Annotated in this window: 20 protein-coding genes and 1 other RNA gene; 12 read left to right on the top strand and 9 right to left on the bottom strand. The window is 38.0% G+C overall.

All coding sequences use genetic code 11. The features are described from left to right. Positions 1 to 92: 92 nt before the first annotated feature. The 3 genes from R3F25_11140 to rnt all read right to left on the bottom strand — a co-directional run bounded on the left by R3F25_11140 (position 93) and on the right by rnt (position 3,852). Positions 93 to 1,721 carry a VCBS repeat-containing protein gene (locus tag R3F25_11140; GenBank protein ID MEZ5497360.1) on the bottom strand — a complete coding sequence of 543 codons (1,629 nt, stop codon included), beginning with the start codon at positions 1,719 to 1,721 and terminating at the stop codon, positions 93 to 95. After that, positions 1,718 to 3,181 carry a hypothetical protein gene (locus tag R3F25_11135; GenBank protein ID MEZ5497359.1) on the bottom strand — a complete coding sequence of 488 codons (1,464 nt, stop codon included), beginning with the start codon at positions 3,179 to 3,181 and terminating at the stop codon, positions 1,718 to 1,720. The genes R3F25_11140 and R3F25_11135 overlap by 4 nt, the downstream gene beginning before the upstream one ends. A gap of 62 nt (positions 3,182 to 3,243) precedes the next feature. Continuing rightward, positions 3,244 to 3,852: a ribonuclease T gene (gene rnt, locus R3F25_11130; protein MEZ5497358.1), complete on the bottom strand. Its 609-nt coding sequence runs from the start codon at positions 3,850 to 3,852 to the stop codon at positions 3,244 to 3,246. Between the two features lie 147 nt (positions 3,853 to 3,999). Between rnt and R3F25_11125 the strand changes: the two genes are divergently transcribed. Together R3F25_11125 and R3F25_11120 are read left to right on the top strand one after the other, a co-directional pair. After that, positions 4,000 to 5,112 carry an OmpA family protein gene (locus R3F25_11125; protein MEZ5497357.1) on the top strand — a complete coding sequence of 371 codons (1,113 nt, stop codon included), beginning with the start codon at positions 4,000 to 4,002 and terminating at the stop codon, positions 5,110 to 5,112. A 62-nt stretch (positions 5,113 to 5,174) separates the two neighbouring features. Further along, a complete protein-coding gene (locus R3F25_11120; GenBank protein MEZ5497356.1) occupies positions 5,175 to 5,483 on the top strand; it encodes an MGMT family protein in 309 nt (102 codons plus the stop codon). Positions 5,484 to 5,764: 281 nt separating this feature from the next. Here R3F25_11120 and R3F25_11115 read toward each other — a convergent pair whose 3' ends face one another. The 4 genes from R3F25_11115 to R3F25_11100 form a co-directional block, all read right to left on the bottom strand. Then, on the bottom strand, positions 5,765 to 6,787 hold the full coding sequence (locus R3F25_11115; GenBank protein ID MEZ5497355.1) for an HNH endonuclease: 1,023 nt from the start codon (positions 6,785 to 6,787) through the stop codon (positions 5,765 to 5,767). Between the two features lie 791 nt (positions 6,788 to 7,578). After that, positions 7,579 to 8,670 carry a redox-regulated ATPase YchF gene (gene ychF, locus R3F25_11110; protein MEZ5497354.1) on the bottom strand — a complete coding sequence of 364 codons (1,092 nt, stop codon included), beginning with the start codon at positions 8,668 to 8,670 and terminating at the stop codon, positions 7,579 to 7,581. 67 nt (positions 8,671 to 8,737) lie between these two features. After that, a complete protein-coding gene (locus R3F25_11105) occupies positions 8,738 to 9,400 on the bottom strand; it encodes a cytochrome b/b6 domain-containing protein (GenBank protein ID MEZ5497353.1) in 663 nt (220 codons plus the stop codon). Then, positions 9,400 to 11,100, bottom strand: a complete 1,701-nt coding sequence (locus tag R3F25_11100; GenBank protein ID MEZ5497352.1) for a tetrathionate reductase family octaheme c-type cytochrome — start codon at positions 11,098 to 11,100, stop codon at positions 9,400 to 9,402. The genes R3F25_11105 and R3F25_11100 overlap by 1 nt, the downstream gene beginning before the upstream one ends. A gap of 239 nt (positions 11,101 to 11,339) precedes the next feature. Here R3F25_11100 and R3F25_11095 point away from each other — a divergent pair, with 239 nt between their 5' ends. Both R3F25_11095 and R3F25_11090 read left to right on the top strand, forming a co-directional pair. Continuing rightward, positions 11,340 to 11,675, top strand: a complete 336-nt coding sequence (locus R3F25_11095) for a TraR/DksA family transcriptional regulator (protein ID MEZ5497351.1) — start codon at positions 11,340 to 11,342, stop codon at positions 11,673 to 11,675. Between the two features lie 10 nt (positions 11,676 to 11,685). Continuing rightward, entirely contained in the window at positions 11,686 to 12,813 is a 1,128-nt protein-coding gene (locus tag R3F25_11090; GenBank protein MEZ5497350.1) for an FAD-dependent oxidoreductase, read from the top strand. A gap of 7 nt (positions 12,814 to 12,820) precedes the next feature. Here the strand turns inward: R3F25_11090 and R3F25_11085 are convergent, their stop codons facing one another. Next, complete coding sequence (locus R3F25_11085; protein MEZ5497349.1) at positions 12,821 to 14,884, bottom strand: transglycosylase domain-containing protein; 2,064 nt, start codon at positions 14,882 to 14,884, stop codon at positions 12,821 to 12,823. Positions 14,885 to 14,982: 98 nt separating this feature from the next. Between R3F25_11085 and R3F25_11080 the strand changes: the two genes are divergently transcribed. From R3F25_11080 to R3F25_11045, 8 genes are all read left to right on the top strand, one after another. Then, on the top strand, positions 14,983 to 15,723 hold the full coding sequence (locus R3F25_11080) for a DUF4412 domain-containing protein (GenBank protein MEZ5497348.1): 741 nt from the start codon (positions 14,983 to 14,985) through the stop codon (positions 15,721 to 15,723). A gap of 339 nt (positions 15,724 to 16,062) precedes the next feature. After that, positions 16,063 to 16,418, top strand: an RNA gene (rnpB, locus tag R3F25_11075) — RNase P RNA component class A. 46 nt (positions 16,419 to 16,464) lie between these two features. Next, the gene (locus tag R3F25_11070; GenBank protein ID MEZ5497347.1) at positions 16,465 to 18,612 is read left to right on the top strand and encodes a bifunctional (p)ppGpp synthetase/guanosine-3',5'-bis(diphosphate) 3'-pyrophosphohydrolase; all 2,148 of its coding nucleotides are present in this window, start codon (positions 16,465 to 16,467) and stop codon (positions 18,610 to 18,612) included. A gap of 13 nt (positions 18,613 to 18,625) precedes the next feature. Then, a complete protein-coding gene (gene hutF, locus R3F25_11065; GenBank protein MEZ5497346.1) occupies positions 18,626 to 19,957 on the top strand; it encodes a formimidoylglutamate deiminase in 1,332 nt (443 codons plus the stop codon). A gap of 63 nt (positions 19,958 to 20,020) precedes the next feature. Beyond that, entirely contained in the window at positions 20,021 to 20,296 is a 276-nt protein-coding gene (gene rpoZ, locus R3F25_11060) for a DNA-directed RNA polymerase subunit omega (GenBank protein MEZ5497345.1), read from the top strand. A gap of 54 nt (positions 20,297 to 20,350) precedes the next feature. Further along, a complete protein-coding gene (locus R3F25_11055) occupies positions 20,351 to 22,516 on the top strand; it encodes a bifunctional (p)ppGpp synthetase/guanosine-3',5'-bis(diphosphate) 3'-pyrophosphohydrolase (GenBank protein ID MEZ5497344.1) in 2,166 nt (721 codons plus the stop codon). 2 nt (positions 22,517 to 22,518) lie between these two features. Further along, positions 22,519 to 22,902, top strand: a complete 384-nt coding sequence (locus R3F25_11050; GenBank protein ID MEZ5497343.1) for a RidA family protein — start codon at positions 22,519 to 22,521, stop codon at positions 22,900 to 22,902. A 15-nt stretch (positions 22,903 to 22,917) separates the two neighbouring features. After that, entirely contained in the window at positions 22,918 to 25,275 is a 2,358-nt protein-coding gene (locus R3F25_11045) for a S8 family serine peptidase (protein MEZ5497342.1), read from the top strand. A gap of 91 nt (positions 25,276 to 25,366) precedes the next feature. On the opposite strand, the gene R3F25_11040 is transcribed toward R3F25_11045, so the two are convergent. After that, positions 25,367 to 26,101, bottom strand: coding sequence for a choice-of-anchor J domain-containing protein (locus R3F25_11040; GenBank protein MEZ5497341.1), 735 nt, complete (start codon positions 26,099 to 26,101; stop codon positions 25,367 to 25,369). Positions 26,102 to 26,192 lie beyond the last annotated feature (91 nt).

The following is a 26,192-nucleotide window of genomic DNA, read 5'->3' as shown; positions in this document are numbered from 1 at the left end:
TAAGTTTTTAAGTAACAAAAAAAGCCTGTTGCTTTTGCAACAGGCTTTTTTTATAGGGTTTTAAAACTTTACCTTGTCTTACCTTAAACAGGTCAATCACAACGAATGTCGTTATATTGATTCTTATTTAATTCAGAAATATTTATAGAACTCTTTTGTCCTGATAACCATTGCACTTCAACAACATCGTTATCTTTAGGGTTATAAAATTGTACCCTAGGGTCGATAGATGAAGCATAGCTTCCATCGGTATGAATTGATTTGTATATGACTTCATTATTGCTTTTGTTATAAATTAGTTTAGCACCATAATCGAATCGATTATTACAAATCAGTTCGATTCCTATCCAAGAATCAGGATTCGAACTATTCTTAAGAATCGTTGGCTCACCATTATTGTTATTAATCAATATGTCAACATCCCCATCATTATCTATATCCGCTGAAACTAATCCTCTTCCAACATTGTTATTGAGTTGTGTTGCCCATTGCTGGTAGATAAATTCATTCTTTCCTTGCAACCAAATTTGAACAGGCTCGCCAGATAAACGATTATCGTTTGTGCTATCTGCGTCTACAAGTATTGAACCATTAGTAGTTATAATGTCCAAAATATTATCACTATTTAAATCAGCGAAGACTGTTCCAAACCCTGTCAGACTCCGAACGTGCTTTGTTAACTGAAAGTTCGCAGTTTTATCAAAAAAATACCCCTTCTCATTAAGATATAGTGTGTTTGTCTCCCCTGTAAAGTGAGTGATATAAATATCTGGAAAAGAGTCATTATTTAAGTCACCGATTGCAATCCCCATGCTCGCCTCACTTTCTCCCATTAAGTTGACAGCCACTCCTCTGGACATTCCAACTTCTTTAAACTTACCATCACTGTACAAATAAAGTTGATTCGTTTGCCCATCGTTTGCGATATATATATCTTGTGAGCCATTATTATCAAAATCTGCAGCTACAACTCCTAATGCCGGCATATTTAGAATATTCATTGTTTCTAAACTTATAGATGAGAAAATTTGTCCATGATTGTTTTTATAGAATAAGTCTTTAAGAAACTTATATGCCTTTGGTGAGCAATAGTCTTGCATGCCATTTGATAACAAACACTTTTGCCCATTCCTATCATCGACGTAATTGATAACCCATACATCCAGATAACCATCCTTGTCATAATCAAACCAGGTTGCACCTGTAAAAAACTGTTTTCCTGCTGGTGACTTTATTTTATCACTCAGTTTAAAACCTTGCCCCTTATTATTTTCCCAAAGCTGTAAGATATCTTCACCACCAACCAACAAATCCTGCCAGCCATCATTATTGAAATCAGCAACTGAGGCAAATACCAAGTCAGTAATACCTGAAAGACCTAAGCTCTGGGTTACATCAACAAATTTAAATCCATTGTTAGAGTACAACTTCGACTCGTTCGATTTTCTTCCATACTGAGCAAAAAAGATGTCCATATCACCGTCATTATCATAATCGATAACGGCTAACCCCGAACCTAACGGTTCATAGATTGAATACTCATCTGAAAATCCTGAATCATGTTTAAAGTTGATTCCAATATCTCTATTATTTATTTGTTGTAACAAGGATTGATTCTTGGCTTGTGTATTAGTTTGATTATTCTGATCAGTACCTGGATTGTTCTGAGAACATGATGCCAGCAAAATACTGAGATAAAGAATATTATGCTTTAATTTCATTGAAGTAAGTTAAAGTCGAGTTTCTGATTATTTTTTAAATTATTTAAAAGTTTAATAAAACTATTAACCATTTCGGATGATTTCTCCGAGTCAATAGCAGCAACAAATTTATCGATAATTTCATCTGATTTAATCTGCGGAGAAAACTTAGCTTTTACAAGTAATGCTAATCCGACATTTTGTATGTCACTAGATTCGGTAGCTAATAAAACATCGGCTAGTTTCTGATAATTGGTGATATGAACTTCAGGGTTATTTAAAATTATTTTTGCATAGAAAACATAATCTTTTTTATCGGCTGATAATATCCATTCATCCAACAATTCAGATAAGCCTGTGTATTGTGTCTGAGTCAGTAACACTTTGACTAAACTCGACTTTATGGCAAAATCTTGTGGCTCTCTTCGAATCAACTCAGACATCAGCTGAAAATAGTGCTCATAATCATTTAAATAATACTCAACACTTGCATAATTCCTAAGGATTTTAGAATGATTTGGATTGATTTGATATGCCATTGAGAAGTACTCTCTAGCTTTTAAGTAACTTTTTAGCTGTAATTGTATATTTCCTAAGTTTATCAATGGCTTAATGTTTTGCTTATCTAGCTCATGAGCTTTGAGGAATTGAGCCTGAGCATTATCGAAATCACTTTTACGATAATACATACTTCCCAGATTGAGATAGTTATCGGATAGTTCAGGTTCTAGTAAAACAACCTTTTTCATCACTTGAATCGCAGAATCATTATCATTTCTAGCATTAAACAATTTAAATTGATTCTTCAAATGAGATAGCGGATTTCCTAATTCCAACTTGGTTTTAGAAAAGCGATTTTGAAATTCGAAGTTTTCTTGTGAATGGCTTTCTGTCAGCTTCTCTGCCATTTCTTTACGATCACACATTCTGTAAGCAGAAGCTAGTGGCGTATTGACTTGAGTCAATTCAGGCATTATTTTCAAAACATACTTGAAATTTTCGATAGAAGATTCGCAATCTCCGCTAATTAAACTTGTCTGACCTTTGTAATAAGTGGCAGCAGCATTATTGGGAGAGAGTTTATCTATAGCATTGAGAGTATTGTTTGCTCCTTCAATATTTCCCTGCTCAATAAATATTTGAGCCCTCAGTAAATAAAATTGCACTTTATCTGTATTACTGGCTGTTGCCACTCCATCCAGTATCAGTTTATGAGCTGCTGAATAATTTCCCTCTTCAAACTCAATTTTTGCAAGGTGATAGTGAATATCGACATCAGCATCAGTTTTGAGCAAATGAATGAGAATTTCTTTGGCTTTTTGCTGCTCAAAATGGGTCAACAGTATATAGGATATTTGTTTTAAATCTTCTTTCTTGCTTTTTCCAAGAGAGTCAGTCAATTTTTGATAAATTTTTCTTGAATGAGAGTCCCAAGAAGAAGTTTTTACCTGTTTGAGCTTATCAGAAAGCTCAGAACTCATTTGTGTTTGTTTGCAGGAAATAAGGCATAAAAATACTATCAGAGTTAAGGTCAGTTTATGCTTCATAGATTTGTATTTTTTTCCAGCCACAAATTATGAATCTTACAAAACAGTTCCGCGGTTTTTTCAGTATCGTACATCGCTGAGTGAGCTCGTTGCTCATCCCATTCAATTTTAGCCGCCTTAATTGCTCGAGCTAAAACAGTTTGACCATAGGCTAACGCGGATAATGTTACAGTATCCAAACAACTAAACGGATGGAAAGGATTTCTCTTAATTCCTGTTCGCTCAACTGCCGCATTGACAAAACTCAGATCAAAATGGGCATTGTGACCAACTAAAATAGCCCGGTTACATTCAGTTTCTTTAATCTCTTTCCTAATCGGGGTAAATATTTTACCCAATGCCGAAGTTTCATTTTGCGAAAGTCTTAATGGATGATCCAAATCAATACCTGTGACTTCTAATGATTTCGGATCAATTTTTGAACCCTCAAAAGGAGTAACATAGGCCGTATTAACCTCATCATAATACAACCGCCCCTCATCGTCTTGTTTAATGATGACAGCCGCTATTTCTAGTAATGCGTGAACTTTAGGATCAAATCCCCCGGTTTCGACATCGACAACGACCGGAAGAAAACCTCTAAATCTGTTTTTAATTGATTTCATGACGCAATTTTAGCCGATTTTTAATCAAAAAACAGGAATGAAATGAAATCCCTAAAGCAAATGTAAGGAATTATTAAATGTTGCAAATTTATAAGAATAATATGATACAATTCGCACGTTTCTATAATTAAATTTTTGGAGTAAGAAATGAAAAGAGCATTTTTTGGAGCAGGATTAGCATTATTGGCAAATGCTTCTTTTGCAGAAAACAATTTTGATGATCGTTGGTATGTCACGCCTGGTGTTAACTATGTAATCCCAGATAGCGACAAAAACGCCAGTTCAGCATTGGCAGCCGGCATTGGTCTTGGTAAATTTTTAACAGATAAAATCTCACTGGATTTTGAATTAGACAGAACAACTTTAGACTTGTCTAATGAAGATGAACTTGAGCAAAATACTTTTGGTTTCATGGGTAGATACCATTTTAATGAAAACTCAGGTTTCAGACCTTACGTTGGTTTGGGACTGGGCTGGATGACTAGCAAAATGACTGGTTACGATAAAGATCGTAATGGAATTGGCAGCGTTGCACTTGGTATTAACAAAGCATTGTCTGACAATTTCAAGCTCAGAACTGAAGCGAAATACAGATATGAAAAATCAGATAAGAACATTACCGGTGAAGACAGCTACGGCGATATCGTTTTAGGAGCGGGTATCACCTATTTAATGGGAGAGTCAAACGCTCCTTCAACAAAAACCCAATTAGTTGAGCAACAACCTCAGGTTGACAGCGATGGTGATGGCGTTAGTGATGCAAATGACAAATGTCCAAATACTCCTGCAGGAACTGAAGTTGACGCAAACGGTTGTGGAAAAGTTGATGGCGATGACGATAATGACGGCGTTGCAAACTCAATGGATGCATGTCCAAACTCAAAACCGGGTGCTGTCGTAGGTAAAGATGGTTGTGAAGTTCAAGTAGTTATTGAGTTACAAGGTGTTCATTTCGATACTGACAAAGCCACTTTGAAACCGGAATCAGTTGCTATCTTAAACGCTGCTGTGAAAACATTAGGCGAGCACGGTACAATCATGGTTGAAGTTGCCGGTCATACTGACTCAACTGCAAGCGAAGCCTACAACCAAGACTTGTCAGAAAGACGTGCAAAAGTTGTGTTTGACTACCTTGTTAATCATGGTGTTAGTGCAGACCGCATGACTTGGAAAGGTTATGGTGAATTGCAACCAATCGCAACAAACGATACAGAAGAAGGTAAAGCCAGAAACAGAAGAACAGAACTCAATGTTAAATAATTGATTCTGACTTTGTATCTACGAGAAAGCCTGCACCATGCAGGCTTTTTCATTTGCTAATTATGAACCCTTTCACTCAAGAAGTTATTTCTATCATTCGCTCGATTCCAAAGGGAAAAGTGATGAGTTATAAGCAAATAGCTATTTATGCCGGCAACCATCGCGCCGCTCGACAAGTATCCCGAATTCTGCATTCATGCACTCAAAAATATAACCTTCCCTGGCATCGAGTAGTGAATTCACAGGGAAAAATTTCACTACAAGGTGATGCCTACTTTCTACAACTGGAATTACTTCAATCCGAAGGCATCGAATTTGGAGTTGGAGACCGGATTGATTTGCAGAGGTTTGGAGTTACTTTTACAAAGTAACAGTTTTGTCTTGTTACTTTGTTGCCACCCAACAAAGTAACCAAAAAAGGGTGCCCCAAACTCTCAGCCGTTGGCTTCCCTCAATATTTCCGAAAATTTGGCGTTTGCAAAAACTCACATTGCAAGCAATGTTCAAACACTTGCAAACTTATTTCCAAATTTACGAAAATTTTTCGATGAGAGTTAAGGGGAATTATCAAACCATTAAAAAATGAGGTAGTTTACAACCGTTGATTTACTACTACGTCGCCTATTTTGTAATTTATTGTTGTTGGGCGTTATTACTCTATTTTCAAATTTAACTTATATTTCTGTCCATTCAATTCAAACTCAACCAAGTCCTTATTTTGATTTAGAATTTTCCTCAACCCATAATCAAATTCTTTATGATGGTTTGGACATAAAATCAAAATATTTTCAGGTGTCTCTCTACCTTTCTCTCTTTTAGGCTTTATATGCGCTGCTTCAATATAAAACTCTCCATTTGCTTTTTTTATATTCTTACCGCAAATCTGACATTTGAAATCTCTCAGAATTTTTATCTGTGCAATTGTCTTATTATCTCTCTTATAAGTTTTTTGTTTTATCGTTATAGTTTCTGCATCATCTTCTTTATTATCAAGATTTTTAAGGTCAGTGATAATTTGATTTTTATCAGTTTTGAATATTTCAACTAATTCATCTTGTTGAACTAAATCAATATCAATTGAATTCTCGTTAAATTCTGTACCAGTTGCATAAACAAATATGTCTTTAAGCTTTTTATATTCATTCTGTTGAACACCGCTAATGCTTATTTCATATAATTCATCTCTAATAATTCTTTCAACAATGTCTATGTTGTAATAGGAATAACCAATTTGCCCAACAAGTCTCTTACCTTGAGATTCTTTATATTTTGCAGCGTCTAAAGGAATAGGGAATAACATTGAAAGATTTTTATCTGCCATTAAGTTAAATCTGGTTTCGTTATTTTCAAAACCATTCCAACTTACTGTCTTTTTTTCTGTAAGAACTTTAACATTACAATAAACACCAACAATTTCACCTTGTCCAGTATCTGTATTTCTAGAGTAAAAAAGAACAATTCCACCATCAATGAAATTCTTAGGAGCAGCCGTCCACTGAACATATCCATAAATATCCTTTGGTGTATCAACGTTCTTTTTGTCAAAATTGAAGTTTAAGGATTCATGTCCAGGAAATTCTGCCGCATAACTATGGCTCGCCTTTGGATTTAAATACAATTCCCTCCAACCTGTCGGGTTATAACTTAAATTCGCAATTATTACAGTTTTATTCATAGTGATGAGTTTTTTGTTAATGTGATACTACATCCTCAAAACACACAATTGTGCATAGCAAGAATTACAAACATACATATATTACCAATTGACTAGTGATATATGCTCTTTTGCCCTAACCTGACTTTTGAATTGAAACTGGAAAGCGTGGTTGGGATAGTTTTATTCTAGTTTAGAATTGAAAAAAACTCTATAGAAAATTTTCTAATTTTTTAATCATTCAGTTCCGCTGGAGTAGAAGTCATGGATTTTGATGTTACTAACACACCCCTGCCCCTCTCTAGAGGGGAAATGGAAGAGAGTTTTAATTTAATATCACGAAATATTTCATTGATGCTTAAATAAATTCAGCATGACGAATTTTTGAGATTATCTCTTCGCTCCTGCCACGAACCCTCCGGGTCGCTTCGCGTGGCAAAACGGCTATCCTTGCCGTTTGGTCTTACGACTTCGTGGACTTCGTCCACTTCGCTCAGTATGACGGTGTTCTTTTTAAACTCCTTACATTTCGCTGAGGAACGGAATAAAATTTGATATTAGCGAAACAAGTGTTTGAGCGTAGCGAGTTTTTGTTGAGCATCAAATTTTATGAGTACTGAAGGAAACCGTAGGTCGGAATGTCGGGGCGTGCTTTCTTTTACTCATATCATCCGTGATATTCGCCTTACAGGTTTGCATGAAAATTCTTTCCAGAAGAATTTTTGGTTACTTTGCTTTACACGAGTAAAGAAAAGTAACATAAAACTCCGAACGAAAAGCAGGCGAATTAATGAGGTTATATCATTGATTATTTAGACATTGAAGCGGAAATGCAAAACATCACCCTCTTTCACGAGATATTCCTTTCCTTCCAGTCTCAATTTCCCGGCTTCTTTACACCCGGCTTCGCCTTTGTATTGAATGAAATCGTCATAAGCCATGGTTTCTGCACGGATGAAGCCTTTTTCAAAATCGGTGTGAATCACTCCGGCACATTGGGGTGCTGTTGAGCCGTTTTTATAAGTCCAGGCTCGGACTTCTTTGACTCCGGCGGTGAAGTAGGTTTGTAGTCCCAGAAGCTCATATCCGGCACGAATCACTCGGTCGAGTCCGGCTTCTTCCAAGCCCATTTCTTCCATAAACATTTCCTTGTCTTCGTCTTCTAAAACGGCAATTTCAGATTCAATAACGGCACAAACAGGAACAACTGATGCGTTCTCTTTCTCTGCCATTTCACGCAGTTGATTGAGGAAAGGATTGTTTTCAAAACCATCTTCGGCAACATTGGCAATAAACATGACCGGCTTGGCTGTGATAAAACTGAATTCTTTAATAACGGCTTTTTCTTCTTTTGCCAGTTCCAATGCACGAATTGGCAAACCGTCTGAAAGTTGAGCCACAATTTTTTCCAGAACTTTGGCTCTGGCGATAGCATCTTTGTTGCCTGACTTGCTTTGTTTTTGAGCTTTGAGCAGGCCGCGTTCAGCAGATTCCAAATCAGCAAGAGCCAGTTCGGTATTGATGGTTTCAACATCACTGAGCGGATTGATTTTTCCATCGACATGAACCACGTCGGCATCTTCAAAACAGCGAACCACATGAGCAATGGCATCGGTTTCACGGATATTCGATAAAAACTGGTTTCCTAAACCTTCGCCTTTAGATGCTCCTGCAACCAGTCCTGCAATATCAACAAATTCCATAACTGTTGGTAGAACACGTTCCGGTTTAACAATTTCTGCCAGTTTCTGCAATCTTGGGTCAGGAACTTCAACCACACCGACATTGGGTTCAATGGTGCAAAAAGGATAGTTTGCCGCGTCAATTCCTGCTTTTGTCAAAGCATTAAAAAGCGTTGATTTCCCGACATTCGGAAGCCCGACAATTCCACATTTAAAGCCCATAGTCTTTTACCGTTCTAAAAAAAGCTGGATTTTATCAAATTGTTGCAATAAAAGATATGTGAAATTATTATTCCTTGCGTATATTCTTCGGCTCATTGGATTGCAGAAATGCGATTTCTTCATCAGTTAGTTCAACTTTATCAAATCCGGTAATCATAGGTTTAACATGTACCACAAATCCATGACCCGTTGTCAGCAAGTAAACATGAATAATCACAAATGCAACAATAGCGAAAGCGGCTGCGGTGTGAATGATAGCAACAAACATCAACATTGATGTGGAGCTCATCACTTCCTCACCCCAAAATCCATAAGTGAGATAGATTAATCCACTCATCCAAATCGCCGGAAATAGAAATATTTTTAATGCCAAATATGATAATGCCTGTAGTGGATTATGTTTACGAAGATAGGTTTTTTTATACGGATGCGCTTCATTTTTAAAAATTCCGTAAGCATAATATCGCGCAACGCGGAACAACCCTTTTTTAGTCGGCAGATATTGTTTCCAGTCTCCAGTTGTAAACAACCAAAAAACAGCAAACATCCAGATAACCAACAACGCAAGAGCAGCAAATGTATGAAGTTTTACCGCCAAATCAAAACTGATTACTTGGTAAAATCCGTGAATTCTAAAACCTGAAAAAATCAAAGTCATTATCAAAACCATTTGTGACCAATGCCAGAATCGTTCAAAACGGCTGAATATTTTTACTGCATAATTTGACATTAGACTTCCTCCTTAGATTTCGATTTTGTAAACATACGAATCAAGCCGTGAACAAGCACTCCACCCAATGTTCCGGCGACTAAAAACAGACCCAAAATATCAAGCCATTGGAATTTTGTATGTCCCGGAATATAAACAGCCGTCAATCCAGCAAGCCTGCTTTGTTGAGAATGACAATCTTTACATTCTAACGCCTTTTCTTCCGGTGCAACCATGTGGTTGATTGGCCAGTAGGAATAGGTTTCAATGAAATCATATTCACCACTGTATGGAATATCATACTCACTCATTCCATGTTCAATTGCTTTTGCGAAGTCGTAATTTCCCCAAAACGAATCCGGATCGTCACCCCAAAGATGCATATACACCAAGGTGTTATTTCCTTTATCATAGGGCTGAATGGTTTGCATACGTTTGAATGGTGTGATTCTTGAATCTTTACCTCCGGGTGTTCCTTCAACGTTATTGATTTCAACAGGTTTTGTCGGATCAAACTTGGTATCAATTGTGGTGTAATGTGATCTTCCGTTAAACCAATAATACTCCGGAATGATATTTTCGCCGTAAGTGAAATCTCCTTTGATGGATTTATAGGTATAACGATGCTCGCCATTTCCTTGAGTGTATTTGGACTCTTTGAATCCCACTCCATCTTTAGTTTTCCCTGCCGTTCTCCAATCCCAACCAATCTTAGTTGCTACTCCACCACGAGCAAACTCAGGGATATGACAGGTCTCACAAGCGACTTTTTCAGTGTGGTCATTGAGCTTCAAACCAATAAGCGATGTGGAATGATGCGGTTTATCACTATGACAAGATGCACAACTGGCAGTCGGATTTTCTTCACCGGGTTTACCCGGATGTCTTTCATCCACAGGAACCATTTGATAGCGGCTTCCTGACCATTGGTGTTTTTCTCCCACATGACAGTCAGTACAAGCGAAATTGTTGCCATTGGCATCCATGTGGACATCGAGATTTTTATCGGGATGAACCAAAGCCGATGATAAATCACCATGTTTGACGTTATCACCGCCACCTCCGTAGAAGTGACAAGTTCCACAATTGCTTCTTTGTGGATTCACTACACTTTTCGCTGATAAAGCAAAATCAATTGGATTTTTACCTTCAAACAACTCTTCACAGGCTTCATTACCTGTTGTCGGCGGAGTTTTATAATACTGTCCGGATGATTCATGGCAAACTAAACAATCAATATTGTTTTGGTTAGAAAAATCAAAATTACTGTCTGTCATGTTATATCCGGCATGACATTGTGCACACATACCCTCATTTCCACGAGCATTGGTACAGAAATTATTGACAAGAACACTCTTACCTAATTGCTGTCCAGTGTCCGGGTCAGTGTATTTCCACGTCCAATGTTTATTTTGCATAAAAGCATGTCCGGCTTCATTATGACATTCCAAACACGCTTTCGTGACCGCAGGTCCGTCTTCAAATGGACCCTGCAATGCTTTAAACTTTGAGTGATCAGTCATTGAAGATGATACAGCCTTAACAAGCTGCTTGTCTTTAACTTTGTGGATTGTTGTATATTCATCAATTCCAACTTTAGTGACGGTCTGACTATCAGAACCAGTCGCCTGACTAACAACTGAGAAAAAAACGAACCCGATGAAAGTGATTCTTTTTATAACTGAACGAGCTGCCTGCATTCTAACTGACCGATTTTTCATATATTTCTCTGTAAATTTAATGCACGAATAACCACAATAAATCTACCATATAAATTTTAAATGTATATTAGAATTTGCTAATATACAAAACTGAATTCAAAAAACTTGTCACTTATCAAGTTTTCTAAAGAGATGAAATAACCCGGCAGAAATTTATTAATTTATCTATCTTGACAACAATCAATTGAAAATTTGATAAACTGCCTTAATATGACATTCCAATTGATTTGAGAAAAAACATGTACAACAAAACTGAGAAAAAATTAAAAAAACTCAAAAAAGAACTAAAAGCGCGATTAGCAGAAATCAAAGAAACTCTGACTGGCACTCGCAGTAAAGACTGGGAAGAAGCCGCTGTTGAAGCTGAAAATGATGAAGTTCTTGAGGGAATCTATAAAGAAACTTCCAATGAATTAGCCCAAGTCAAGTTTGCATTAAAACGAATCAAACAAGACGAATATGGCGAATGCGCCGAATGCGGAGCAGAGATCAATAAAAAACGATTGAAAATTATGCCTTATACCACACTGTGCATTCAATGTGCTCAACAACTGGAAATGCAACACCGTCGTTAAATAGAAACCCATGAAGAAAATTACTGTCCTTGGTTCCGGTTTTGCAGCTTTAACGGCTGTCAGAAGTTTAAGAAAAAAAGATAATAGCTGTGAAATCACATTGGTATCAGCCAGCGACAGCTTTGTCTATCTACCAAGTTTGATTTGGTTTCCAAATGGTAAAAGAAATGCGCATGACATTACAGTCCCACTTGCTAATTTTTTCAAAAAATACAATGTCCTCCATCATAAAGGGCATGTCACAGGACTTGAGAACGGCGGGCGTACCGTAATGACTACCGCTGGAAAAGTTGAAAACGACGGTTTGATCATTGCAACCGGTGGTCGATTTATCAAAAAACTACCGGGAATCGAAAATATAATCACGCCTTGTGAAGGAATTGCCATCGGAGAAAAAATCAAAGAAAAACTGGATGCATTGAAATCAGGCACAATTGCTATAGGTTTTGCTTCCAATCCCAAAGAACCATCGGCCATGCGTGGTGGTCCGATGTTTGAGTTTTTATTCGGCATTGATCAGTTGCTTCGAAAACAAAAACGTCGCGAACAATTCAAAATCATTTTCTTCTGCCCTGCTCCGAAACCCGGAATTCGCATGGGTGAAAAAGCAGTTGAGGGTTTATTGAAACGCATGAAGAAATGCAATATTGAGACTCACTTGGGACATAAGATGGTCGGATTTGAAGCCAATAAAGTGAAAACCGAAGGTGGTGAATTTGATGCGGATTTAATTTTATTTATGCCGGGAATGACGGGAAACATGTGGTTTAAAGACTCACCTCTTCCACTTTCAGAGGGCGGACTGATTCGTGCCAATAGCAATTGTAAAGTCGAAGAAATGTCTGCGGTTTATGTTGCCGGAGACAGTGGCAGTTTCAGCGGCCCTGACTGGATGCCTAAACAAGCACACATGGCAGATTTACAAGCGCAAGCCGCTTCAGAAAATTTACTCAACGAGCTTCAGAAAAAACCCGCGAATGCCACTTTCAAACCGGAACTGATGTGTATTGTTGATAGTAATGACAAAGGCGTTCTGACAGTCCGAACACCGAAAAGAAATTTCGCCACACCTCCTTTGCGTATATTCCATTGGGCAAAAGTTTTATTTGAATGGTGGTATTTGAGAAAGCTTCGGTAGTACTATTTCACCTTAATTTCTGATACCAATTCAACCAAAGTTTCATTGCGCCACTGGCACCGCTGAGAGATGTTGGTGAATTGTTGTCTTTGCCAACCCAAAAAACAGCCAAATATTCTTCGTCAAAACCAGCATACCAACTGTTTCGTCCGTCATTTGTTGTTCCTGTTTTTCCATAAACTTCTGTAAACCCGAACTCTTTTGAAACTTTTGATGCTGTTCCCCGGATTGTTACTTCATGCAGAGCTTCTCGAATTTCAAGCAAAGATTGTCTGCCCACATTTTGCTTTGCTGATTGTTTCTGTGTACCAATTTTAGTTTTCTTCAAGTCAATGATGGATTTGATAAAGATGGTGTTTTTCTGTTCAGTATTTGATGAAAACAACAAATACAAATTAAGCACCTCCAGCGGAGTTAATTCAGTCGCTCCCAAAAATATTGACGGATGGTTGCTATGATTGATATTCAGACCGATTCGCTTTAAAAATCGGATAAATTGATTGAGCCCAATTTTTAACCCTAAATTCACTGTTGCCTGATTTCTGGAAAAGACCAAAGCATCAAGTGCTTTAATTTTGCCTAAACTTTTATGATCCCAGTTTTTCGGATTCCAAATTTCACCGGATTGAGTTTTTAGCGAGACCGGTTTGTCGTTGATTTTATCCGATAAATCGAATCCTTTGAGCTCTTCTAATGCAGCGAGATAAACAAAAGGTTTAATGAGCGAACCAATCTGACGCTTGGACAGTAAAGCCCGATTGTAATCTCCAAAAATTTCCTTTGAACCTTTAATCGCCAGAATTTCCCCATTCTGCGAATTGGCAATAACGGATGCCGATTGTAAGTTATCACCTAAGGAATTTGTATGCCAACGCAAAGTATTGACTAACTGTTCATGAGTATAAGGATTCAGCGTTGTGAATATTTTTAAACCTTTCTGCTTGAGTTCTTTATCGGAAATATGTCGGTCAATTTGGTTTTCAACCAAGTCAATCGCATCCCGGTATTTTTGATTTTTAAAAGAATTGTTAATCCTCAATTCAATCCTTGACTGTTTGGCATGTTGCCATTGAGTTTGGCTAATCACTCCGGTTTCATACCATGAGTTCAATACGGTATTTCTACGTTTCAATGCTCTTTCGTGGTTATTGATCGGGTTGTACCAGGATGGTCCTTTTACCAACCCAATCAGCAATGCTTGCTCAGCAATATTTAATTGCTTGGGTTTCTTGGAAAAATAATACTGAGATGCTTGCAAAACTCCATGAATCGAGACTTTTCCTGCCTGTCCCCAATAGATTTCGTTGAAATAATTCTCCAAAATTTCTCCTTTGCTCAATTTCCTTTCCAACAATATCGACGAAAAGGCTTCATTGGCTTTTCTAAACCAGCTTTTCTTGCCGTAGTTCCAACGACTTTTAATCAATTGTTGTGTGATGGTACTGCCACCTTGAACCACTTTGCCGGCAAACAGATTCTTGACCATTGCTCGCAGAATCCCTAAAAAATCAACACCAATGTGCTGATTAAAACTTCTATCCTCAACCGCTTGTAAACCCATAACCATGGTATTCGGAACATGTTCAATCGGAATCGGCTCGCGATTTTTAAAGTCGGCATTGTAGAACTGTCCGATTACCAGCGGCTCCAACCGGGCAAATTGATGATTTAAGTTTTGAATCTTGTTGTTTACAACTTCAAATTTAATAACCTTTGGTGATTCCGGTTCATCGAAATAATAAAAGCCTTTAGAGTGAATTTCATAACTGTTTGATTGGACTGAATATTCACCAATGAACTGTGGTTTGTCTCTTTTCAGATACCCTAAAACATCTAGTTCAAAGTCCAATTCTTTGACATTGATTTTCTTGCCTTCATAAAACTCAAACTCTCTGGCATAAATTGAAGTCGGGATATTCCAGCTATATTGCACGAATGTGGAATTGATCAGAGACTGAAGATAAAAATACCAGGGAACTCCTAAACCTATTGAGAATCCAAATCCAAACCAGAAAAGAAACCTCAACAATCCAAAATCAGATTTTTTTCTATTATTTATTTTTTTTGTCACTTAAATATGAAAATGAACGTATTTATCACAAACGGTCGGATATACTAACATGATATCTGACTTAGATTAAAATTTACTTTTATATCCGGAGAACACAAATGAAATTTCTTAAAGTATGTTTATTAACAGCAACTGCATCTTCTGCTTTTGCTGATACAACATTAACATATTCTACAACTGATGGTGATGTAACAATGAGAATGCAGTTCGCCAATGGCATGATGCGTGCTGACTCTTTCGGCAGAGAAGCTGATTCCTACATGGTTTACAATTCTAACAACACCACTTTCACAATGATTATGAAAGATAACCAACAATACTTTGTATTGGATAAAGAACAGCTAGAGTCGCTCGGTGACATGAGTGCAATGATGGATAAAATGCTGGAGAAACAAATGGCTCAAATTCCTGAGTCTCAAAGAGCAATGATGCGAGGCATGATGGAGCAAGCTTTAAAAGCTCAAATGCCGAAGAAAAAACCGAAAGCAGAATATAGCCTGACCGGAGAAAGTGACTCGGTCAATGGTTTCGATTGTGAAGTTGTTGTCAAAAAAGGTGCCGGTGGTAAATCTGATTTCTGTGTTGCTGATTATTCTGAAGTTGGGATGAGCAGTAGTGAATATGCAGTAATATCATCTTTTCAAAAAACAATTGAAGCGATGGCAGAGCAATTTGGTGAAGATAACAGCATGGATTTTTCTGGTTTGGGAGATTTTATTCCGGTTCGTTACAACCAAAGCTCCGAATCAGGCGTCTTGAGTGATGTCAATCATGACAGTATATCTCCTGAAAATTTCAGCATCCCTCAAGGCTATAAAAAGGTCGAAATGCCATTTTAAAAAATTTAATTCTCAGAAAAGAAAAAGGCTGCGTGTGCGCGCAGCCTTTTTTGTTTGAAACTGATGAAATTGGATAGGGAATGGGGACATCAATTTCTAAACAATTGAGTTCATTATAAGTTTCATACTCCTAAATACCGTGACAGCTGTCACATTTTTGAAATATCTAAAACTAAGGCTATTTCTTAAACTTTACAATGTTTATTTTATACTATTGAAGTTTCTTAAAACTTACTAAAATCCATGAATAGACAATTGAAATTTAGAATCACAAGTTTAATTCATATTTTTTAATTACAGCCCTTGTTTTTTATTTTATATCAACCATAATCACCCCTAGAAGTTGATTAAGGTAATCGCGGTATTGATTTCAATATCGAGGAAAGTCCGGGCTCCACAGGATGCAGTGCCAGATAACGTCTGGGAGGCGTGAGCCTACGGCCAGTGCAACAGAGAGCAGACCGCCAGTTTAGACTGGTAAGGGTGAAAGGGTGTGGTAAGAGCGCACCGCATGACCGGTAACGGTTCATGGCATGGTAAACCCCACTGGGAGCAAGACCAAATAGGAAAACATTTGTGTGATCCGCACAGTTTTCGGGTAGGTTGCTTGAGACATGCAGCGATGTATGATCCAGATGAATGATTACCCTATCATTAAGATATGACAGAACCCGGCTTATCAATCAACTTCTACTTTCAATTGAAAACAATGAGCAGATAAAGCTCAAAATAATATTTCCAATGAATCAAACTGACGTACAAATCTGGTGGCAAAACCTGAAATTGAAGTTTCCTGAAAAAAAACTGGAAAATCTCAATAATGCGTTTGATTTAATTAAAGAGAAATCAACAGATTTAAATCTCAATGGCAACATTTCAAAAAACCATCTGAGATTTCTTATTGAGGTTTTAAACAATCTCCAGGCTGATGATGAAGTCATCACAGCGGCTTTGTTGTTTCATCTGGTAAGAAACGGTGAAGATTTAAGCGATGAAATTCGTTCCGCTTTTTCTGATAAAGTTCTTTTCATTCTCGACGAAATCACCAAAGTCACTCAATTTGAGTGGATGAATGATGCTGAGGCACTGAGAAATAATGGTGAGGCTCTCAGACGTTTACTCTTTGCCATGATAAAAGATGTCCGCTTGGTTTTAATTCTATTAGCTGACCAACTTGTTATTCTTCGAGCAGCTGTCCATTTTCCCGAAGCGGAACAAAAAAGGCTCGCTCAACTTTCACAAACTCTTCACGCTCCTTTAGCCAACCGTTTAGGTATTTGGCAGGTTAAGTGGGAAATTGAAGATTTGGCGTTTCGTTATTTAAAACCTGAAGAATACAAAGAAATTGCTAAATTATTATCCGAAAGGCGAAGTGACAGAGAAGAGTTTATTAGTCACTCTATCCAACAACTTGAGTCCAAACTCGATGAGATGGGCGTTAAAGCTGAAATTGCCGGAAGACCCAAACATATTTTCAGCATTTATAAAAAAATGCAGAAGAAAAACCTGACATTTGATGGCTTGTTTGATATTCGAGCTATTAGAGTATTGGTTGACAACCTTTCCGACTGTTATGCTGTGCTAGGAATTGTTCATTCACTTTGGAAACATATTCCCAAAGAGTTTGACGACTACATTGCTATGCCTAAAGGAAATAATTATCAATCTCTGCATACTGTTGTAATTGGCAAAGGTGGAAAAACCATGGAAGTCCAGATTCGGACTTATCAAATGCACGAACATGCTGAACTTGGAGTTGCAGCTCATTGGCGTTATAAAGACGGCTCCAAACAGGATGTCAGTTTTGATAATAAAGTGAACTGGATGCGACAATTATTATCATCCGACGATGCTGATAATGATGATTTATTGGCTCAATTTGAAAGCGAAACCGAAGAAGAACGAATTTATGTTTTTACCCCTGCCGGAGATGTAATAGACATGTCAGCAGGTTCAACCGTCGTGGATTTTGCCTATCAGGTGCATACCGAAGTGGGTCACCGCACTCGCGGAGCCAAAGTCAATGGCAACATTGTTCCTCTGACTACCACTCTGGAAACCGGCGATCGCATTGAAATTTTAACCTCCAAAATTGCCAAACCAAGCAGAGATTGGTTGAGTGAACAAGCCGGATATTTGAAATCTGCCCGTGCGAAAGCCAAAGTGAGACACTGGTTTCGTGCCAATGACTACGACCAAAATGTCATTGTTGGAAAAGAAACTCTCGACAAAGAATTAAAAAAATTCGCACTGGAAGAGGTTGATTTATCTCGGTTTCTGAAAAAATACAATCTCCACGAAGTCGATACACTCTATGCCAGAGTGGCAACCGGAGATATTTCAGTCAATCAGTTGTTGCGACTTGCAGAAGAACAACTCAGACCAAAAGAACCTGAATATTTCAAAGTCAGTAAACCGGTTCAGACCTCTCAAAACAACTCTAGCCCTTTTTTAATTGAGGGTTTAATGAATGTTATGGCAACCAAAGCCAATTGTTGTAATCCGGTTTTGGGTGACGTCATAGGAGGTTTTATCACACGTACCCGAGGCGTTAGTGTCCATCGTGCCGATTGTGAAAATTACACTCGAATGATTTCTGAAGAACCTGAGCGAATTATTCCGGTTTCCTGGAAAGAAGACACCAACATCAGCTTTCCGGTCAATATCAAAATAACCGCTCATGATCGTAAATCATTTATCAAAGATTTATCTTCAGTGTTGGCGAGTTTGAAAGCCAATATTGATGCATTATCGGCAAAACCCGATCCCACTCATGGAATCAATAATATTGAGCTAACCGTAAGAGTTCATAACTTTGAACATCTCAATCAGATTCTCAGCCGAATCAGTACTATTGAGTATCTGATCTCTGTTAGAAGAGTGGCTTAATTCGAATATTATTATGAAAAGCTTTTTCTTTCACGAAGCCTTATTCCCGTCCGGTTGGAGCAAAGACGTCAGAATTGATGTGGATGAAAACGGAACAGTCACAAGTTCAGTAGTCAATTCTATGCCAAATGCAAATGATGAAATAATAGATTGTGCGATTCCTGCCATGCCCAATTGCCACTCACATGTATTTCAAAGAACAATGGCTGGTCTGACTGAATACAAAACATCGGAAAACGACAGCTTTTGGTCATGGCGAAATCTGATGTACGAATATGCTAACAAAATAAACTCTGAACAACTTTATCACATTGCACGATATGTTTATCATGAAATGCTGTTGTGCGGATATTCATCAGTTTGTGAATTTCATTACATCCACCGTGAATTAAATAATCCTGAAGATACAAAGAGCATGTCACTTGCAATTATTCAAGCGGCTCATGATGCAGGTATCGAACTCACATTATTACCTGTTCTCTATCAGCAATCGCATGTTGATGGTACACCATTAACAAAATCCCAAGAGCGATTCTATCTCTCGAACAAGGATTATATCGAGTTATACCAAGCCCTAGAAAAACAACTTTATGAAAACCAAAAGTTGGGTATTTGCTTTCACTCTCTGCGAGCGGTTTCCATCGAAAACATGCAAATAGTTCTTGATGAATTAGGAAATAATCAACCAATACACATACACATATCAGAACAAGTTGCTGAAGTTGAGCAGTTGTTTGAACACACAAACATGAGGCCGGTTGAATATCTTTTTCATAATTTTGAGGTCAATTCTAATTGGAGTTTAATTCATGCTACGCATTTAAACGACAATGAAATTAATCTCATCGCAAAATCCGGAGCTATCGCCGGTTTGTGTCCAATGACAGAAGCTAATTTGGGTGATGGTGTTTTCCCATTACCTGTATATTTCAGGCAAAACGGAAAAATGGCCATTGGTTCTGACAGTCATATTGTCATCAACCCTTTTCAGGAACTTCAAATGTTGGAATACTCACAAAGATTACAACTCCGACAAAGGGTGGTTTCAAGCAATTCAAAGACGTCTCATGTTGGAACTTTTTTGTGGAATAATGCTGTCAGTGGTGGCAAACTTTCAGGGCAATTCTGCGGTAATGGTTTTAATGTCGGTGATAAGGCCAATTGGATTGAAATTGACACGCGCAACCCTCTTTTAACAAATCTAAACGGTGAGCAATGTTTAGATACTCTCGTATTTGTGGATAGCAATGCTATTGCTTCTATATACAGAAATGCTCAAAAAATCCAAAAACTGAATGATAAATTCACAGAAAACTACAAAAAAACACTCAAATCATTGAGATAGTTATTATTTTTATTTTTTTTTGCTAAAATATGCGGTCGCATTTATTAAACAGGAAATAGAAAAATGGCAAGAGTTACAGTTGAAGATTGTTTAGAGCATGTTGATAATCGTTTTGAATTGGTACAACTGGCTGCTAAACGCGCACGTTTGATTGCAAACGGTCAAGCGCCATTAGTTGATGAAGAAAATGACAAACCAACTGTTTTGGCTTTGCGTGAAATTGCCGAAGGCTTGATGACTGAAGAAAAGCTCAAGGAGCTGGAGCTCGAAGAAAAACGTGCCAGAGAGCTTGAAGAATGGAATGCTGCAGCAGAGGAACAAGATTCGCAAATTCTATAATTATTCAGAATATATGAAAGAATCGGTTCCACTTAACCATCTAATGAAAAAGTCGTGACAGCATCAGATGTCACGACCATTTTAAATCACCCGGCTGTTGTTACAGCTTATAATTCGCTTGCTGGACTCACTCGGAGTTATCTTTCATCAAGCGAACAGAAACTTCTAAAAAAAGCCTTCCATTACGGAGCGGAAGCTCACCGTAAACAATTCAGGAAATCCGGTGAACCTTATATCACTCACCCATTAACTGTTGCCAGTATTCTTGCTGAGCTCAATTTCGACATCAATACGCTTTGTGCTGCCATTCTGCACGATACGATTGAGGATACTGAAGTTACAGAAGAAGATTTGGTAAAAACATTCAACAAAACCGTCGCTTATCTGGTTCAAGCGGTCACCAAACTTGATAAACTCAAGTTTCGAAACCTGAAAGAAGCACAAGCCGAAAGTTTTGTCAAAATGCTATTTGTAATGGCTGACGACTTACGAGTTATTATTATCAAACTTGCGGACAGATTGCATAACATGCGCACCATCAGCGCCATGAGTGAATCAAGCCGGAAAAGAATTTCCCGAGAAACTCTGGAAGTCTTTGCCCCGATTGCAGAAAGATTGGGACTAAAAAAAATACAAAATGAAATTCAAGAGCTGGCATTCTGGGCTTTGCTACCAAATATTGCTGAGAAACTTTCCTTAAAAGTTAAAGAGCTGTCAGGCAATCGCAAGGAAGCTATCAAAAAAATTCAAAAAAAGATATCCAAGTCCTTATTACATTCCAGCCTCAATGCAGAAGTCGAAGGACGGCAAAAAACACTTTATAGTATCTACAAAAAACAACAGGAAAAAAATCTGGAATTCGACCAAATTCATGATGTGTTTGGTGTACGAGTGATTGTTAAATCTGTTCAAGATTGTTATATCGCACTAGGAGTTATTCACGGACTTTATGCCCCTCGAGAAAACAGCTTCAAAGATTATATTGCAGTGCCAAAAACCAATGGCTACCAGTCCATCCATACACTAGTGACCGGCCCTTACGGTTTGGCAATTGAAGTCCAAATAAGGACCGGCGAGATGGATAAAGTTTGTGAATCAGGCGTTGCGGCTCATTGGATGTATAAGAATAAAAGCTCGGACAGCACATCACGTTTAACATTGGCACGAAACTGGTTGGGTGATTTACTCAATTTACAAAAAGAAACCGGAAGTTCTCTGGAGTTTTATGAGAACATGAAAAAAGATTTAATCATGGATGAAATCTATGTTTTCACTCCTCGCGGAAAAATTATACAATTGCCATTACAATCTACAGCGCTGGATTTTGCTTATGCAATTCACACCTCTGTTGGAAATACAGCCACTTCAGCTGAAATCAATAATAAGCCGGCATCATTAAAACAAAAATTACAAACCGGACAAACAGTCAAAATCAATACCAGTGAGACAAGCGCTCCTAAGGCAGAATGGTTAAACATTGTTACTACAAGCAAGGCAAGAACAGCGATTCGACATGAACTCAAACAAATAACTGACCAGGATGCCGTGCAAGTGGGACATAAAATGCTCGATCGAGCTTTAGACACCTACGGCTTATCCTTTGATAAATTGGATGACAAAACCATTCAAAAAGCTCTCAAATATTATAAAAAAGACAGCATGGATGACTTGTTAAAGTCTTTTGCATTTGCTGAATTATTGCCTTCAATTGCTGCAAAAAAAATGCTCCCATTATATAAACAAAGAGGTTTAGCTAAAGAATATTTACCTAAAGAGGCATTTTCAATTACCGGTAAAGAAGGATCTATTTTAAGCTATCCACAATGTTGTGAACCTCTGCCTGATGATGAAATCGTCGGGTACATGAGTCCAATAAAAGGAATTGTCGTTCATAGAAAGAACTGTCCGAATTTGGAAGAAATGGAGAAAAATCCAGAGCGCATGATTGTCATGAAATGGGATTTGGAGCAAGAAGTCTTATTCCGCACAACTATTCAAATGGATGTCATCAATAAACAAGGTGTATTGGCAAAATTAGCGAGTATTGTTGCTGAGAATCATGGTAACATAGAAAGGTTTGATCAGGTTGACAGAGATGGGAATTACTCAGGTTTGGAGTTTCACCTTAGTATCGCAAACAAAATGAACTTGAAAAACATTTTATATAAATTAAGGCAACTTCCGGAGGTTCTAAAAGCTTCCAGAAAAGAAATTGGATAGATATCATGAAGAAAATTATCGAAACACAAGATGCACCTGCAGCAATTGGAACATATTCGCAAGCAGTGACTCACAATAATGTTTTGTATGTTTCAGGACAAATACCGATTAATCCAAAAAATGGTGAGATGCGAGAAGAAGATTTTTCCAAGCAAACTCATCAGGTATTCAGAAACTTACAAGCAATTGCAATCGCGGCAGGAACAAGCCTGCAAAATACCTTAAAATTAAATATTTTCGTTCAAGATTTATCGCATTTTGCAACGCTCAATGACATAATGTCCCAGTATTTTGAGGAACCCTATCCGGCTCGTGCGGCAATAGAGGTTGCCGGATTACCAAAAAACGCAATGATAGAAATGGATGCGATTATTGCAATTCAATAAAAGAGGAGATATCAAATGAAATTATTATCTGTATTTTTTACTAGTTTGTTCGTAACTATAGTGCATTCTCAACAAGCTGAACTTGTCAATGCCGCAACAAACACTTACATTATTCAACTCAACCACCAAAGTTTGGTTCATTATAATGGTGGATATGAAAACTTTAGCGCAACTTCACCAAGTGCAACAGGTACCAGAAAACTGGACACAAAATCTGAAGCGGCACAAGCCTATTTACAATTCCTAAAAGCTGAACTTAATCAAACCGTTGATGTAATCTCTTCAACCTTAGGGCGCAGAGTTAATGCCAAGTTTGAATATTATTATGCGAATTATGGAATGGCTATGAATTTGACTGCTGACGAAGCAAATTTAATCCGCTCAATAAATGGTGTAGCTAGTGTAGACAAAGAAAAAATTTATGAATTGGACACAGATGTTGGTCCAACATTCATCGGTGCGAATACGATATGGGATGGAACTTCGGTTCCAGGTAATGTTCCTAATCAGGGTGAGGGAATGATAGTTGGTGTATTGGATACTGGTATCAACATGGATCATCCATCCTTTTCTGATGCTCCTGAAGACATGTATGATTTTGCAGCAGCAAACCCATTAGGTGCTGGTAATACGGTTGCCGGTTCAGACTGTAGTCCAACAAATGTTTGTAACAACAAACTCATTGGTGTTTGGGACTTTGCCGATGGCCCTGATGACACTAACGGTCACGGATCTCATACAGCAAGTACCGCAGCAGGGAACAGAATAACAGCGGCCTCTATTCCAGGTGGTTTTGTGACAACTACAGGAACTCCGTTAGCGGCTCCAAGCATCTCGGGTGTAGCTCCACATGCTCATATCATTGCTTACGATGTATGTATCAGTTCCTGTGCCGGCTCTGCCATTACTGCAGGTATTAATCAGGCAATTGCCGATGGAGTTGATGTTATTTCCTATTCAATCAGTGGCGGTACATCTCCATGGACTGATTCAGATAGATTGTATCTTGATGCAATGAATGCCGGTATCGTTGTATCTGCTTCAGCAGGTAACACCAGTACTAGCGTTCCAGATCCGGTAGGAAATGTAAACCACAGAGGACCATGGTTACTTTCTGTTGCGAATTCCTCACACAGTCGTGCTTTGAATAACAGAGTTGATATTACTCAGCCAACTCCGATACCTTCACATTTGATCGATATGTATGGCTTATTGGGAGTTGCTAATAATTTCAGCGGTGATGTTGATGCCGGTTTGTTATATGCAGGTAATGTTGCTCCAGGCAACCAAGAAGGATGTAGCGCTTTTCCTGCCAATTCTTTTAATGGCAAAATTGCTCTCATAAGCAGGGGTTCATGTAATTTTTCATCCAAAATAGATAATGCTGAAGCAGCAGGAGCTGTTGCTGCCATTATCTATAATAATCAAGCCGATATTCCAATAGTTATGGGTGGAATTGAGTCAACAAATATTCCAGCTGTAATGATTGGACAGGCGGATGGTGATGCAATCGTTGCTTTTATTGATTCAGTTGTAGCTTCAACCGTTGAAGGCTTTATATCGGGAACCGCTGCATATACCATGATAGACTCATTAGGCAATATTTTAAATGCTGGTAGTTTACAGGGGCCAAATAATTCATTTGATGTAACCAAGCCGGATATTAATGGCCCCGGTACTAATATTTTTGCTGCATATAAAGATGGAACAACTGCTCCTCAATTTGAGTTTCTTTCAGGAACTTCTATGTCAGCCCCACACGTTTCCGGGTCAGCATTGTTAGTCATGAAGGTACACCCGGATTGGAGTCCTTCTGAAATTAAATCAGCAATGATGATGACAGCAGATAGTGTAGTAACAACAGGTACAGGCGCTCCGGCTACTCCTGACCAAGTTGGAAGCGGAACGATAGATTTAACAAAGGCAGCTAAAGCTGCATTGGTTATGGATGAAACATTTGCTAATTATTTAGCTGCGAATCCATCTGCAGGTGGCGATCCTGCAACATTAAATATCCCTAGTGTAAGAGATACCAATTGTTCTAGTAATTGTAGTTGGACAAGAACAGTAAAAAACAGATCCTCATCAACTTATACATGGTCTACTGCGGATGTTAAAATGAGAGATGGCGGCGTAATTACAGTGTCCCCATCAAGTTTTGAGTTAGCACCTAATGCCACTCAATCAGTAGAAATTACATACACTGTATGTTCTGGAACCTTATCTGAATTGAGATTTAATGATGTTATTTTAGCGGCAAATAGCGGAGATGTTCCAGACTCAAGAATTACATTAGCTGTACTGCCTACTGCAATTGGCGACTGTTCTCCATTTGATCTTATTTTTGAGAACGGATTTGAACAACTACCTTAATCATTAAACATAGCTAAACAAGCAAAAAAGCCCTTAGTTGAAAAACATAAGGGCTTTTTTATCAAAGTGAAAATTTTTGATAATTTCTAAATTAGTTCAATACTTCAATCACGGTATTTGAAGATATTCTTCTTCCTTTAATCGGCTTATTTATTTTTTCAACATTAGGAGTTGGCTCATCTTCTCCTCTGACCCATTCAACAGTATCAATTCCTATAAAGTTAGAGTTTGTACCATAAAATCCGGCATCTTCGACATAATACAAAAATGCCACTCGCCCGGCTCCATTGACTTCAACTTCAAATTGAGTCCATTCCGTTAAAGGATAGCCTTCAGGATATTTCAGCTCAGTCGTTAAATCCGGATTCACCGACATAAGTATATGAGAAAAATCACCAAGATCATCGGTGCAGTTTCCCGTTTCAACACCACCTGTTGGACTATATATCACATACAAACGATCCGGATAGACATTAAAGTTATTGCTCGCTTTAACACTTCGAGTATAAAAAGAAACAGATTCCAAGTTACCTAAATCCGGCATAATCAGATAATTACAAATTGTGTTAGGCACATCATCATTATCAACATCAGTATTTCGGTAGTTTGCAGCGATATAAGAAGTCGTGGCGCCTTCATGTGATGAAACGATAGTTTCAACACCTTGAAACCAGCCGGTCTCTCCCAATGGTTCAGAGCGATTATCAAATATCCAGCCGGGGATATCATCTATATCATCAAAACCTTGTTCAGTAGGAGCTTCCTGTGAATACAATTGTCCGGAAAACAATATACTTGACACGATTAAACCTAATTGCTTCTTCATAGTTTCAAAATATTTAAAATTGTTTGAGATTTTATAATTAATGCCTTTGTATAGCAATAAATTGCCTGATATTGGATTAAGATAAATTTTT

Source organism: Gammaproteobacteria bacterium, assembly GCA_041395445.1.
GTDB lineage: Bacteria > Pseudomonadota > Gammaproteobacteria > Xanthomonadales > Marinicellaceae > NORP309.
This window is presented reverse-complemented; position numbering and strand designations above follow the sequence as displayed.